Genomic DNA, 14540 nt, shown 5'->3' on the forward strand with positions numbered 1-14540 from the left:
AGGCGATAGATAAGTAATTTGAAATGCACTTCCTGTCATTAGAATGGGAAGTGTTTTTTATTGGCGGACCAACGTAATTAATTTCTTAGTGAAATCCTTAGAGATCACGTAGATTGTATGCGTAACCTTAACCTACATTCAGCTACTGATTTGTCCTTTTTCACCTTACCAAAGGTGATAGCCATATTTGTTTCTAGCCGTATCCTCTATTTACACCATATTGACAACACCTTCATTTTGGCAGCTGTTGCCATCGCTTCTTGGAATAATTTGAGTGATTCTTCATTCCCATACTCTTTAAAAAAATCGCTATTTACCTTACCAAAAGAGATGCTAACCTTAATCAGCTTCCTATCTTCATCACAGCCTAAACAAATGCTAGTAGAGAGCCTATGATTACGTGCAATGCTTCGCCTCTATAGACTCAATAAAACCATTATTTCCTGTCGTAGCGCTATCTTCTTTGTAATACATTAAATAAATGACAATGAAAGGGGCCAGGAGATGGGCTTATTTGATGGATTAATCGGCAATGCGAGCGAGGTGAATTTAGAAAAATTACAGGAGGAGGTCCGTGATTTATTGATTCCAAACGAAACAATCAAAAATGCCTATAAAATTATAAGAGACACGTTTATTTTTACGAATAAACGATTAATCCTTATCGATAAGCAAGGGGTGACTGGCAAGAAAACCGAATATCATTCCATCCCCTATAAAAATATCGTTCATTTTTCAGTAGAAACAGCCGGGACATTTGATTTAGATGCAGAGCTCAAAATATGGGTGTCAGGCAGTTCGTTACCGATTCAAAAAAACTTCAACAAGGCGACGAATATTTACAAAGTGCAAAGTGTTTTAGCGCAGTATGTTTTGGGGACGTAATGTATGGTACTAAAAGCCCGCATTTATGCGAGGCTTTTTTGTTGTGCAAAGAAAGGATGATATAGATGAGGAAATTACCTTGTGAAGGGTGTAAGGGATTCCAGTTCCGATTACGAAACAGGCACATAATGTAGAGAAGGTGTTAAGAGATAATGAAGTTGTTTAACTAAGAAGGACACATATATGGTAATATTTATTTAAAAAAGATGGAGTGAATTATGAGTAATTCTATTAATTATAAAATATGGACGGTGTGTATGATTCAAAGTGAAGAGAAGGTTTTACTTCTGGATAGACAGCACGACCATTTCAAAGGTTTTATTCCACCGGGTGGTAAAGTTGAATTTCCTGAAAGTATTGTAGAAAGTGCTATCAGAGAAGTAAAAGAAGAAACGGGGTTAGAAGTTAGAAACCTTATTTATAAAGGGCTTTATGAATATGTTAATCCAGTCGCAAAAGATAGATATATGATATTTAATTACATAACAAAGGATTTCGAGGGTGAACTCTTGAAAGATGCTCCAGAGGGGAAAGCGGTTTGGGTAGATATAGAGAACGCATATAAACTTCCTATGCAGCCATCGATACGGAGAAGATTTCCTTTATTTTTTCAAGATGGAACATTTGAGATTCAAGTTGAATGGAACCACGAAGAAAATAAAGAAGGGAAAGTTACTATACGTCACACCTAAAACTTGTTATTGGACTGACAGGGGGCAATCGTTCAATAGAGCAGTCGCTTTTCAATAACATCGAGGTCAGTTCAATACATATATATGTGAAGAATAAATAATGGGGCTTAAATTTACCCACTTTGTTAAATAGTTTAACTTTCAATATCTAAATGGTAGAGAGGGATTAAGAATAGCTAGAGAAAATTCTAAAATAAAAGGTGCTTGACCGTCCTTTTGTTTATTTAACGAACGGTGCATATTGTTGAAGAAGAAATTTTATAATAGTGATTTATTAAAGAATAGGGAAGTGGCAGTAACCATGAACTACATAATCAGATTAGCGAATGAAAACGACTTATCGGGTTTATGATAGTAGAAATAATAAAGATCTATTCACGAATTATTTAAAGCAATTTGCAAAAAAGGAATTATATTTGGTAATTGCTGAACAAGACGCACTTATATTAGGTTTTGGAGTTCTTAAATTAAAAGGTACTTTGCTTCCTAAATTAAGTGACCTATATGTAAAAGAGGATTATCGTGGTAATGGTATAGGTTCAGACTTAATGAGGTATAGAGAAAATATTGCAAAGAGTTTAGGACATTCTGAAATATTTGTGAGTGTTGACCCGATAGAAAATTCCAACATGATAAAGTTAATTAGCAAACACGGTTACGAACCTATCTCTTACCTATAATAAAACCTACACAAGAATTGATTTCAAGAAGTTGTTGAAATAACGGGGCTAGTTGAACAAGATTTAAACAACTTTAAAGAGCCTTCTTATAATATAATTTTTGTATTTTTTGATTAGAAATAACTTTATTATCATTTTACAGAAAGCAATTAAAGTGATGCTCAGTGTGACATGAGGAAAACCTAGTATTCTATGCATCCATTTTACATGGAATTATTTTGAAATAATTAGTATTTTTTAGCATAAATTGACTTTGGACATACAATACTTTACAATGATTAGCTAAGGAATAGAGAATTTTCGCAAATTTCCTTACCAACTGAATAGCGTGTAGTAATAGGTGTAAATTGCGTGCAATTTGCTTAAAAGGGAAGTCGGTGCGAATCCGACACTGTCCCGCAACTGTAAATGTGAGCGACTTTTCAGCAACCACTGTCAAATGATGGGAAGGAGAAAAGTGGCAATGACCATGAGTCAGGATACCTGCCTGTTACGAGTACACACCAGTAACCTACGAGGAATAGGAGGTGGCATGTTGACAAAACAGAATGCTCTGTTCGTCACGGTACGTCAAACGCCCAAAGTAAATGAAGGGGTTCGCAATCGGGCTCATTTACACATACTTAGGGTTTGTTTGGCATTGGGTGATGAACGAAGATAAGCGAAGGATTTCCTCAAAAATGGTAGGAAGTCCTTTTTGTTTTGACATTATGTACGCAAAGGGGATGCATGTATGACTTCTTTAGATATGAACATTTGTAAGCAGCCACGCACAGAAGTTGCCAAGAAAGCGAAAACAAGAATGGCGGTCGAATCATTGATTGACCAATTATTAGCAACGAAGCTGATCCGCAATGATCGCTTCTTTGACCAAATTTTATATAATAAAGAAATTATTTGGATACAAAATGGGGATGTGGACGGGCATCTTTTCGCGAAGGCAGCGGTAACCGATCAACTGAAAACGAAGACCAATAGCTTTATGATGTATATGCCGACTAACCCGATTGTCTATGAGGTTAACGGGGAGTCATACCATTTAATTACACGCATTGATTCCACACGTGCCAAGCCCAACCTTGACCGCCTGTCACTGGAGCCAAAGCCTGTTTTAAGTGCAGCGCGTGTCAATGATGTATTATGCTCGATTGTGATGCGTTTTTATGAAACATATATCCACGATTTAGCGCCTCAACATGATAAGTTAATAGCCTTTGTGCAGCAGGAATATGCCCAATTTATTGAAGCGGTTCAGGCATTAAATGATTACCATTTCAACTGGCATCCACGCGGCAACGGTCACGAGCTATTGCTGCAATTAATTGATCAACTGCAAATTTTAAAAAGTTATCCTGGTAAAGTGCTAGTTGATTTCACAAACACGCATGACTACGTGATTGTCGAGCCTGCATACCTTGTGCACAGTCCTACAAAGAAAGCAGTAGGTGCATTATAAACTCAAGCCCTCCATCAAACGGAGGGCTTGTTTTTATTTATTTGAAGGGAGGGGGTAAATACTCTCGTTCGAGCAGCGAATACTCGCGGAAGGAGATGAAATACTCTCGTTCGAGCGGGGAATACTCGCGGAAGGAGATGAAATACTCTCGCTCCAGCAAGGAATACTCGCGCAAACAGGGTAAATATTCTCGCTCAAAGCAAGTAAACACCCGCGCAAGCAAACGGCTTCGCGCGGGCAGGATCACCTACTTACAGACAATGCATGGCTGCTTGTGCTTCGTGCCAAGGAACAGAATATCCTTTGCCCTTCGCACAAAAGATGCTGGAGGAGCTGTATTCTGGGTCGGCATTTTTATCGTAGCCCATGTGCGAAATAATTTCCTCTGCATTATGGCATACATCATAGCCATCAAATTGGAGTGTGAGTGCGCCCTTACCATTGGTATAGGCCGCAAAGGTTGTGCTATAGCTCATTAGGGTGGCGACGGGCGCTCGTCCCGTTAGCACAACATCTGTTTCGGATAAGATGGGGTCATCGAATGTACCAGCAGCTTGCTGTATGTCGCTCATCATGCGGCCGATAAAGTCGTTCGAAGCCTTCATTTTAAAGCGATAATAAGGTTCAAGCAGGATGTTCTGTGCTTGCTCAAGTCCTTGACGTAGCGCACGGAAACTAGCTTCTCGGAAATCGCCGCCCGATGTATGTTCATTATGTCCGCGACCTGTTAGCAGTGTAAAATGAACATCTGTCAGAGGGAAGCCTGTGAGTAAGCCATGGTGATCACGCTCAAACAGGTGCTTTTCAACAAGGCGTTGGTTGCCTACCGATAAATGATCCGCATGGCAGGCATTGCTAAATGTATTACCTACTCCTCGCGGATTGGGCTCCATTAGTAAATGAACTTCTGCATAATGCTTGAGGGGCTCAAAATGACCATAGCCTGTCACCGTCGTCACAATGGTTTCCATATATAAAATTTGGGGCTCGCCAAAGGAGACCGTTAATGAAAAACGCTTCATTAACACCTCTGTCAGTACCTCCAACTGAATAACGCCCATAATGTGCACATGGATTTCCTGGAACTTTTCCTGCCAAACCACACGTAAGGAAGGCTCCTCTGCTTCTAGTAAACGGAAAATTTGTAACACTTCCTTGATATGCTGATGGCCCTCATATTGAACCTTTGCCTGTAGCGTTGGGACAAGCTCATAGGGCTGTGACAGCATAGTAGTGCCGATGCGGTCTCCAATATTGGCCTGACTAAGTCCTTTAACAGCAAAAATCTCTCCCGCTTCAACCTTTTGGACGGTATCAAAGCGACTGCCATTATAGAGGCGAATTTCAGTCACTTTTTCTGTCACTTCTTCAAACGAAAATTCATCCCGAACATGTAAAACGCCCTTGATAGCCTTCATAAATGTTAAACGCTGGTGGCCGTCATGACGAATTTTAAAAACCTCCCCCTCAAACGGTGCATTCACTTCAAAATGGGTGTCTGTTAATAGAGGGAGCTGGGCAAGCAATTCCTTGATGCCCTCATCCTTTAGGGCAGACCCTGTAAAGCAGAGGAAGGCACATTCCTTTTGAATCATGGTCTGTAGCTGAGTAAGACATTGCTCATGCTCCAATGACTCATTCAAAAAGGCATCGAGCAGCTCTTCATTACGCTCAGCCAACCATTCCATGATGCTGCTTGAAACATAATCAGTACGAAGCGGTTCATCGACGAACAGCACCTGCTGGGAACAATCCTTGCGGAGCTGTGTCATAACGGCCTCCACATTGGCTCCTTCGCGATCAATTTTATTGATAAAGAAGAATGTTGGGACATGGTATTTGCGTAAAAGCTGCCACACGGTTTCCGTATGACCCTGTACGCCCTCGACCGCACTAATGATAATAATGGCATAATCCATCACACGAATGGCGCGCTCCATCTCAGGGGAGAAGTCGACATGCCCTGGTGTATCAATCAACGTGTATGTATCGTCGACTATGTTCATGCGACCTTGCTCGGCAAAAATGGTAATACCACGCTTGCGCTCTAGCTCATGATGATCGAGAAAGGTATCCTGATGATCCACTCGACCACGAGCTTGAATGCTTTGTGTATGAAAAAGTACTTGCTCAGAGAAGGTTGTTTTACCTGCATCCACATGCGCAAGTACACCAATTGTTTTGTACATAACATATCCTCGTTTCTATCTATAGCTATCTTTTCATTGTAACAGAATACTAGCCTATATATTTCTTGTAAAATAGTTCGTATTTTTGTCGAAATAGTGCTAATATAATGATGATTATATATTTAGCAACATACTACTGATTGAGCTACAAATTTTCTTCTGCTAGTCTATCAATAGTATTAACCATTATAGAACGTATTGGTGCAAATGGCATTTGTCATTTGCTTAAAAGGGAAATCGGTGCAATTCCGATGCTGTCCCGCAACTGTAAATGGGGAGTCTGTACAGCATGCCACTGTAGTTTAACTATGGGAAGGCGTATAGATGATGAACCTAAGCCAGGATACCTGCCAGTATGTGTTTTTTGACTAAGAACCACGAGGATGGGGATAGTGATAAAGGTAATGTACCGTTTTTTCACTATGCTACTCTCTTGGCGACAAGAGGGTTTTTTTATGCCCTTCCCACGAATCCTGGTAGCAAAGAAGTCTTTGATTTCTTTCTATAGATGAACAACAAAGGAGAAAAGGACATGAAGAAATGGAAAAGTTTATGGCTGGTGATGGTCATTGCCTTGGTCGCTGTTTTAGGGGCTTGTAATGCAAAGGACAAATCTGAATCAGCAGCGCAAGATGAGAAGGTTGAGCCATCTGAGGCAGCAACGGAAGTAACCATTGACAATAATGAAACAACTCAAACATATAAGGAAGCACCTACAAAAGCGATTAGTTTAAATCAGCATGTGACAGAGATTATGCTAGCGCTAGGCTTAGAGGATTCCATGGTAGGCACAGCTTACTTAGATGATAAAATCTACGAGCCCCTACAAGAAGCATACGATAAAGTGCCTGTGCTTTCTGATCAATACCCAACGAAGGAGCAAGTAATTGATGCCGAGGCTGATTTCTTATATGCAGGCTGGAAGAGTGGCTTTGGTGAAAAGGGTGTTGGAACACCGGAAGAGCTTGAGGAGTTAGGCATTCATACGTATTTACATACGGCTTCCAATATGACAAAGCCAACACTAGAGGATATTTTCACTGATATTCGTAATATCGCAAAAATTTTCCGTATTGAGGATCGTGGAGAAGCCTTAATTGAGCAAATGACGCAAGATGTGGAGGCAATTCAAGCTAAATTACCAAAAGATAGTGAGAAATTACGTGTTCTCGTATTTGATAGCGGTGAAAAGGATGTCTTTACAGCTGGTCAAAACTTTATGAATGAACTAGTGTCAATCGCTGGTGGTCAAAATATTTTTGGTGATGTGGAATCAGGCTGGACAACCGTGTCGAAGGAAGATGCGGTAGACCGTAATCCCGAGGTAGTTGTCGTGATCGATTATGGTGAAACAACGGCCGAACAAAAGATTCAATTCTTAAAAAATGATCCAGCATTAAAGGAGATGGAAGCTGTTAAAAATGATCGCTTTGTCATCCTGCCACTGTCAGCTGCGTCTGAAGGCGTTCGTGCGGCAGAGGCTATTGAAATTTTAGCGAAGGGCTTCTATCCTGATAACTTTTAAAATTCCGAGCTAGCATTGTGCTAGCTCCTTTTTCATAAGGAGCGATATCAATGAATGCATTTCAGAAAAACGTACCAGATCAAACATTTGAAACACTTAATCGTCATGGCGAATTTACACGCTTAGCTGTCAGCCCAGGTATTATTAATAAGCATTATACGCCTGCACAATTTCAAAAAATAGCAGAGGTTGCTGGCGAAAAGGGGGCGATTAAGTATTCGGCCTCCTATAGTATTTTAGTGTCCATTCCAACGAGTGCCGTGACAGAGGCTATGCAAGCCTTACGAGAAGTGGGTCTTTATGTTGCACCATCAGGACCCATCATCGCGATGAAGGCCTGTGATTTTTGTGATGGTGAAAAGATGGAGGCTGCTCCGATAACCGAACAGCTTTATCATGCTTTAGAGGGGATCGAGGTACCTGCAAGAGTACGTGTTAACATCAATGGCTGTGCGTCAGCCTGCTACAATGCAGTCTATGATGATATTGGACTCGTTTATCAGCAGGAGAGCTTTGATGTTTATTTAGGCGCTGTACCGATGGGGGCAAAGGCGCAGGCGGGCATGTTATTTGCGAAAAAGGTAGGTGTCGAGCACATTGAAGATTTTTTGCTACAAATGATGAACCTTTATAAGGAACATGCTCGTCCGAATGAACCCTTTTTTAAATTTTATCGCAGAACAAAATCAACCGAATATTGGGAATTAGTAAAAAAATCAATTAACTAGCAGGAATATTACTTAGGGTGTCGAAGTATTGTAGTAGAGTACAGAAAATGACAATACAAAGGAGCAAGAACATGACATCGAAACAAGGGATTCAACCAGAAGATCTTTACCACTTGAAATCAGTAGCCGATCCACAGCTCTCACCTGACGGGACTGAGGTAGTTTATGTTGAGACACGTATTGATGAGAAGAAAAAAGATTATGTCTCGAATTTGTTTTACATAAACCTGAAGAACAAAACACCACAGCAATGGACATTTGGGGAGGATAGAATAAGTTCTCCTATATGGTCACCTGATGGTAGTCAAGTTGCGTTTTTATCCACTAGAACAGGCAAGTCGCAAATTTATGTTCTTTCAAAAGCAGGCGGAGAGGCAAAGCAGGTGACATATTGTAAAAATGGTGTGACATCACCTGTGTGGTCACCATGCGGCAAGAAAATGGCCTTTTCTATCAAGCTAGGTAAAGATGAAACGATTTTGGATAAGGTAACGGATGAAAAGAAAGAAGAAAAAGAACTAAAGCCTCTAGAAATAGACAAGATGAAACATAAATCGGATGCTGCAGGTTTTTTGGATATGGAGCAGTTTAGTCAAATTGCGATCGTCCATTTAGAATCGGGCGAGTTAGAGCAAGTGACGAAAGGAAACAATCATGTCCATCTTGGTACATGGTCACCTGATGGTCAATATATGACGTACTTAGCTGATGTCGCAGAGGATACAGATTTTTCATTTAAGAGCGATATCTATTTATTAGATGTAGAAACAAAGCAAGCGCGTCCGTTAACAGAGGGAACAGGTATGTATTACCAAACGTCATGGTCTCCAAACAGTCGCTTCATCTCTTTCATAGGTAGTGAAAGAGAATTTGAAAATGCTACACAAGCAAAGCTATGGCTCTATGATTTGCAACAAAATCTGCTGACATGTGTAACAAGTGAATTTGACGCCCCTATTGGGGATTTTGCAATCGGCGATTTTCTTCAAGGTGTGGTGTCACCACGTGTTCAATGGTTGAATGATAATCATAGCTTCTACTTCCAAGTAACAGATCACGGTAATGCTGCGATTTATTTCGGAAATATAGATGGTGAAATCTATCCAGCTATTCACGATGATCAATATGTCTATGGTTTTTCACTTGATGCACAACATGATCAAGCAGTCGTAGCCATTAGTACAACGACGAATCCTGGCGATTTATTTTTCGTCAACCTAAAAACGGGTGAAAAAGAACAGCTGACGTCCATCAATGAAGAATTTTTAAAGACGAGAGCATTAGCTGTTCCAGAAGCCATTGAATTTGAGGGAGCAGAGGGCTGGAAGGTAAATGGTTGGATCATGAAGCCAGTTGGTTATGAGGAAGGGAAAAAATATCCTCTAGTGCTTGAAATTCATGGCGGGCCACATGCGATGTATGCCAATACTTATTTTAATGAGTTCCAAATTCTAGCTGCACAAGGATTTGCGGTGCTATATACGAACCCACGTGGCAGTCATGGCTATGGTCAAACGTTTGTTGATGCAGTGCGTGGTGATTATGGTGGCAATGATTATGAGGATCTAATGGCGGCTGTGGACTATGTGCTGGAGCACTATGATTTTATTGATGCAGACCGTCTTGGAGTGACAGGTGGGAGCTATGGCGGCTTTATGACCAACTGGATTGTTGGCCAGACGAATCGCTTTAAAGCAGCTGTGACGCAGCGCTCTATTTCGAACTGGATTAGCTTTTACGGTGTCAGTGATATTGGGTATTACTTTACAGATTGGCAAATTCTTGCGGGACTTGACGATATCGAAAAGCTTTGGCATCATTCACCGCTGAAATATGTCAATAATATCGAAACACCATTGCTCATTTTACACGCTGAAAAAGACTATCGCTGTCCAATTGAGCAGGCGGAGCAATTATTTATCGCCTTAAAGCATCGTAAAAAAGAAACAAAATTCGTGCGCTTCCCTGAGTCCAATCATGAACTGTCAAGGAGCGGAAAACCAACTTTAAGAATCAATCGACTTGAATATATTCGCGATTGGTTTGTGAACTATCTATAAGTAGTATTCAGAGGTGACTTAAGAAATGAATTTCTTAGGTCACTTTTTTATATAAAAAGACAGAATCATAAAGAAATGATTCTGTCTTGAATTCCTGTTAGTCCATTTTTTGAATAAAGACGACCTTCAAATAATTAAATTCAGGGTATTCACGTGAAACACGGAAATCCTTTGGTAAACCGTATTCCTCTACAATTTTATAGCGTGTACGGGTTTCTTTAAATGCTTGGTCAATAAAGCCTTTGAACTTTTTCATCCCAAAGCTAGCATTATTTGTGGAAGCGACAATGATGCCATTTTTAGCGGTAATAGCAATGGCATCCTTCAGTAATTTAGGGTAGTCCTTTGCTGTTGAAAATGTCATTTGCCTCGTACGGGCAAAGCTAGGTGGGTCTAATACAACAAGATCAAATTGTAAGGCGTGACGCTGCGCATATTTAAAATAATGGAAAACGTCCATTACTTTAATATCCTGTGCTTCATAATCAATTTGATTCACACTGAATTGCTCAATGGTTTTGGCAAGACTGCGTTTAGCTACATCCACACTTGTTGTTTTCATGGCGCCTCCTAGAGCAGCTGCCACTGAAAATGCTCCTGTATAGGAGAATGTATTAAGCATGTTTGTATGGTTTGCATAACGCTCACGAATAGCCAAACGTACCTCGCGTTGATCTAGGAAAATCCCCGTCATCGCTCCGTCGTTTAAATGAACTGCGTATGTCATACCATTTTCCTTCACCATGATTGGAAATTCACCAGGCGTGCCCGTCACAAAATCATCCTGTTCAATATACTGCCCTTTGCTATCAAAGCGTTTTTTCTCATAAATAGCTTGGTAGTTCACCGTCTCAGCAAGCGCCTCATATACGACATCTTTCAAGGAGTAAATGCCCTCACTATACCAGCTCACCATGTAGTAGCCATTAAAAAAGTCAATCGTGAGACCGCCGATGCCATCTCCTTCACCATTAAATACACGAAAGGCTGTTGTGTTTTCATTGTTGAAAAATGCTGCACGATTGTCGATGGCTTTTTTGAATTTTTTCATGAAAAAAGTCTTATCGATGGTTTCGTTCACATCAGTTGTTAGCACCCAGCCAATCCCTTTATTTTGAATACCGTAGTATCCTGTACCAATAAAACGATTATGGTGATCCATGAGCTTGAGAAGCGTACCTTGCTCAGAAGGTAGGCGTCTTGCATCGACCGCATCCTTTGAAATAAGTGGATAGCCTTTTTTTAATTGCTCAGAATAGGGCAGTTGTATTTGTAATGTCATTGTTTGTGTCATCATGTCATCCTTTAAAAAACGTTTTGCTCTATTATCGCACTGTTTGAGCTGGATAGCCAAACTTATTTCAAGAATTCCACAATTTTTGCCACCGTTTCGTTTGTGGCATCTTCAAAATAATTCATTTTACTGAAATAACTATGAATTAGACCTGGCATTGTGACATGTTCTACTGCAACGCCACCAGCTTTTAGTTTTTCTGCATAGCTTAGTCCTTCATCATAGAGAACATCAGCCTCAGCAGCTATGATGATTGTTTTAGGCATGTTACGAACATTCTCTAGCTGAAGAGGGGACACGAGCGGGTTTGTAAAGTTTGCTTCATCTGTATAATGCTGAGAGAACCACTGCATGCCCTGTGCATCTAAGCCGTAGTTTTCACCAAAAAGCTGATAGGATTCCGTTGTAAAGTCGACATTTGTCACGGGATAGATTAGTGCTTGAGCTTGTAACGCTGGACCACCCAATGTAGTAGTTAAGTAAGCAACAACGGTAGCTAAATTTCCACCTGCACTGTCCCCAGCAACAGTTAAGCGATTGACATCTCCACCAAAGGCTTTGATATGCTCAGACACCCATACTAAGCTATCGTAGGCATCATATAAGGGAGTTGGGAAGGGGTATTCTGGTGCTAAACGATAGTCTACTGATACGACAATCGCCTGTGCTTGGTCTGCTAATAGCTGACAGCCTGCATCGACAGACTCTAAATTGCCGTAAACCCAGCCACCACCATGGTAATAAACAATGACAGGTAATGTTTTGTCAAGGACAGGCGTATAGAGACGAAGTGTAATGGCAGCTCCATCTCGCACCGTAATATTGTAATCCTTGATGGATGCTAGCTTTGGTCTGTGTGGTGATTGCCAAAGCGTAGCTGTGCGCATTGCTCTTGCTTCCTGTGGGGTAACTTGGTAATAAGGTGTGCCCGTATGCTGGGCTTCAATATAATGAACAGCTTCTTTTCTTAAAGTAGTCATCTTCATCATTCCTTTATCGTGACGTTGGATATCTCTATTATAAACTATTCATATAATTTTACTAGGATTTAATTTTATAAAAAGAAAATTCATTCATAAATGAGGTGAAATACGCTCATTATGTTTATAATAAAAAAGATGAAAGTATTTGGAGGGACAGTATGATTTCTTTAATTGTGGCACATGATGACAACCATGTCATTGGTTATAACAACGGGATGCCTTGGCATTTACCAGGAGATTTGCAGTATTTTAAAGAGAAAACAATGGGTAAGCCGATGATAATGGGACGTAAAACATTCGAATCCATTGGTCGTCCACTTCCAGGGCGTCGCAACATTGTCATTACGCGCGAAGAGAACTACCAAGCGGATGGTATTGAAATCGTGACAAGCTTAGAGGAAGCATTAGCACAAGCTGGAGATGTACCTGAAATCATGATTATTGGTGGTGAGCAAATTTTCCGTTTAGTGATGGAGAAGGCAGATCGTTTATATATTACAAAAATTAATCATGCCTTCCAAGGAGATACCTATTTCCCAAGCTATGAGCAGGATTTTATTGAAATATCATCAGAAAAGCCTGAAACAGCACCAGAAGGCTATACATTCCAATATCAAATTTTTGAACGTAAATAGTGGTGAGACAAGCGCGGTTTTAGTAGACCGTGCTTATTCTGCGTTTAGGGGAGATTCGATGGGAAAAATAACATTATTGAGTGGAGAAATGGCTCATGTTGATTGTTTGAGCTGTGCAATCACAAGTGGACAAATTGAACCCAATGGAGGTGTTGTCGTTGAAACGGATTATTTTCACGCTCACCAGGATGTAGCGTACCCCATAAAGGGATTAGTCATTTTAGCTTCAAAACGTCATATTCATGGCTTCGATGAATTAGAAGAACATGAAAAAATGGACTATATTAACCTCTTAACAACAATTAGAAAGGCTCAAAGGGAAGTATTAGGTATAGAATATGTTTATTACTTTTACAATGAAGATACGACACACCACTTTCATACTTGGATGGTGCCTCGCTATGAGTGGATGAATGGATTTGGGCGTTCTGTTGAATCCCTAAGACCAATTTTACTGCATGCTAGGCATAAATTGAATGATGAAGAGAATGACAAAGAGGTAAAGGAAGCCATTGCGCTTTTACGAGAATCCATAAAAAAACGCTCCTTATGAAGGGAGCCTTTTTTTATAAATAGAAATAGACACAAGCATACATAGAAGCACAGCCCGCCAGTACAAAAAGGTGCCAAATCGCATGGTTGTAGGGTAGGGAGCGCCATGCATAAAACATTGCTCCAATGGTATAGAATAGCCCACCTGCTAGCAGCAAAGCAAAGCCATAAAAACCTAAGTAGAGATAAACGGGCTTAATGGCGAAAATAATTAACCAGCCCATACCAATATAAAAAATCAAGGAAAGTACTTCGAAACGATTAATAAAGAAACATTTAAACAGTACACCGAGTACAGCGAGTGACCAAATAATACATAATAATGTCAAGCCTAGTGTGCCACCAACAGCAATTAATAAAAACGGCGTATAGGTGCCGGCAATTAAAATATAAATGGACGAGTGGTCCAAAATAGCAAAAAAGTGTTTATATTTTCCTGGCATACTGTGTAGCAATGTAGACATTAAAAACAAAATGATGACAGACGCACCAAAAATGCTAAAGGTTGTAATATGTAGTGCATTTCCTGTTTGGACGGCTGCTAACAATAAGACAACCAGTGCCGGAATACTAACAACGAAACCAATACCGTGTGTAATGGCATTCCATAGCTCTTCTTTCCATGATTTATAGTCAAATGAATCCACCATTTGAAACACTCCTTTCGTTCATGTATTTACTATACCCCAATAATTTATTCTTGAACATTTACATTTGTCATATATTTCATATCAAAAATGTCATAAGGCTGTCATATTCTTTGAGGGGCATTGATAGACAAGAGGTGGGCGAAAACGCTATAGTATCCAAGGTAGCGTTTACATGCAAGTTAGGACAGGGCATTACCTAATGACAAATGTC

At 40.2% G+C, this 14540-nt stretch carries 14 protein-coding genes and 2 riboswitches; of the genes, 10 read left to right on the top strand and 4 right to left on the bottom strand.

Translation table 11 applies throughout. The annotated features are described in order from the left end of the window. The first annotated feature begins 117 nt into the window (after positions 1–117). From CRI88_RS22490 to CRI88_RS11560, 5 genes are all read left to right on the top strand, one after another. The gene (locus CRI88_RS22490; RefSeq protein ID WP_180957797.1) at positions 118–396 is read left to right on the top strand and encodes a hypothetical protein; all 279 of its coding nucleotides are present in this window, start codon (positions 118–120) and stop codon (positions 394–396) included. Between the two features lie 108 nt (positions 397–504). Next, entirely contained in the window at positions 505–885 is a 381-nt protein-coding gene (locus CRI88_RS11545; RefSeq protein ID WP_036122398.1) for a PH domain-containing protein, read from the top strand. A 218-nt stretch (positions 886–1103) separates the two neighbouring features. After that, positions 1104–1577 (top strand): 8-oxo-dGTP diphosphatase, encoded by a 474-nt coding sequence (locus tag CRI88_RS11550; RefSeq protein WP_051891649.1) that lies wholly within the window; start codon positions 1104–1106, stop codon positions 1575–1577. 326 nt (positions 1578–1903) lie between these two features. Then, a complete protein-coding gene (locus CRI88_RS11555; protein ID WP_230593807.1) occupies positions 1904–2257 on the top strand; it encodes a GNAT family N-acetyltransferase in 354 nt (117 codons plus the stop codon). 321 nt (positions 2258–2578) lie between these two features. After that, positions 2579–2762, top strand: a riboswitch (cobalamin riboswitch). A 228-nt stretch (positions 2763–2990) separates the two neighbouring features. Continuing rightward, positions 2991–3713: a hypothetical protein gene (locus tag CRI88_RS11560; protein WP_036122392.1), complete on the top strand. Its 723-nt coding sequence runs from the start codon at positions 2991–2993 to the stop codon at positions 3711–3713. Between the two features lie 251 nt (positions 3714–3964). Here the strand turns inward: CRI88_RS11560 and CRI88_RS11565 are convergent, their stop codons facing one another. Continuing rightward, positions 3965–5902, bottom strand: a complete 1938-nt coding sequence (locus tag CRI88_RS11565; RefSeq protein WP_101966630.1) for an elongation factor G — start codon at positions 5900–5902, stop codon at positions 3965–3967. Positions 5903–6084: 182 nt separating this feature from the next. Continuing rightward, positions 6085–6271: riboswitch (cobalamin riboswitch) on the top strand. 163 nt (positions 6272–6434) lie between these two features. Here CRI88_RS11565 and CRI88_RS11570 point away from each other — a divergent pair. The 3 genes from CRI88_RS11570 (at position 6435) to CRI88_RS11580 (ending at position 10215) form a co-directional block, all read left to right on the top strand. After that, on the top strand, positions 6435–7427 hold the full coding sequence (locus CRI88_RS11570; protein ID WP_089932185.1) for an ABC transporter substrate-binding protein: 993 nt from the start codon (positions 6435–6437) through the stop codon (positions 7425–7427). A 50-nt stretch (positions 7428–7477) separates the two neighbouring features. Then, the gene (locus CRI88_RS11575) at positions 7478–8155 is read left to right on the top strand and encodes a precorrin-3B methylase (RefSeq protein ID WP_089932183.1); all 678 of its coding nucleotides are present in this window, start codon (positions 7478–7480) and stop codon (positions 8153–8155) included. Positions 8156–8226: 71 nt separating this feature from the next. Continuing rightward, positions 8227–10215 carry a S9 family peptidase gene (locus CRI88_RS11580; RefSeq protein ID WP_089932181.1) on the top strand — a complete coding sequence of 663 codons (1989 nt, stop codon included), beginning with the start codon at positions 8227–8229 and terminating at the stop codon, positions 10213–10215. Positions 10216–10312: 97 nt separating this feature from the next. On the opposite strand, the gene CRI88_RS11585 is transcribed toward CRI88_RS11580, so the two are convergent. Beyond that, positions 10313–11509 carry a class I SAM-dependent rRNA methyltransferase gene (locus tag CRI88_RS11585; protein WP_089932180.1) on the bottom strand — a complete coding sequence of 399 codons (1197 nt, stop codon included), beginning with the start codon at positions 11507–11509 and terminating at the stop codon, positions 10313–10315. A 62-nt stretch (positions 11510–11571) separates the two neighbouring features. Next, positions 11572–12489 carry an alpha/beta hydrolase gene (locus tag CRI88_RS11590; RefSeq protein WP_101966631.1) on the bottom strand — a complete coding sequence of 306 codons (918 nt, stop codon included), beginning with the start codon at positions 12487–12489 and terminating at the stop codon, positions 11572–11574. A 161-nt stretch (positions 12490–12650) separates the two neighbouring features. Here CRI88_RS11590 and CRI88_RS11595 point away from each other — a divergent pair, with 161 nt between their 5' ends. Beyond that, entirely contained in the window at positions 12651–13127 is a 477-nt protein-coding gene (locus CRI88_RS11595; protein ID WP_101966632.1) for a dihydrofolate reductase, read from the top strand. A 58-nt stretch (positions 13128–13185) separates the two neighbouring features. After that, positions 13186–13680: an HIT family protein gene (locus tag CRI88_RS11600; RefSeq protein ID WP_101966633.1), complete on the top strand. Its 495-nt coding sequence runs from the start codon at positions 13186–13188 to the stop codon at positions 13678–13680. Between the two features lie 13 nt (positions 13681–13693). On the opposite strand, the gene trhA is transcribed toward CRI88_RS11600, so the two are convergent. Then, entirely contained in the window at positions 13694–14329 is a 636-nt protein-coding gene (gene trhA / locus CRI88_RS11605; RefSeq protein WP_036126159.1) for a PAQR family membrane homeostasis protein TrhA, read from the bottom strand. Positions 14330–14540: the final 211 nt, after the last annotated feature.

The organism is Lysinibacillus fusiformis (assembly GCF_002845985.1).
GTDB classification, from domain to species: domain Bacteria; phylum Bacillota; class Bacilli; order Bacillales_A; family Planococcaceae; genus Lysinibacillus; species Lysinibacillus fusiformis_D.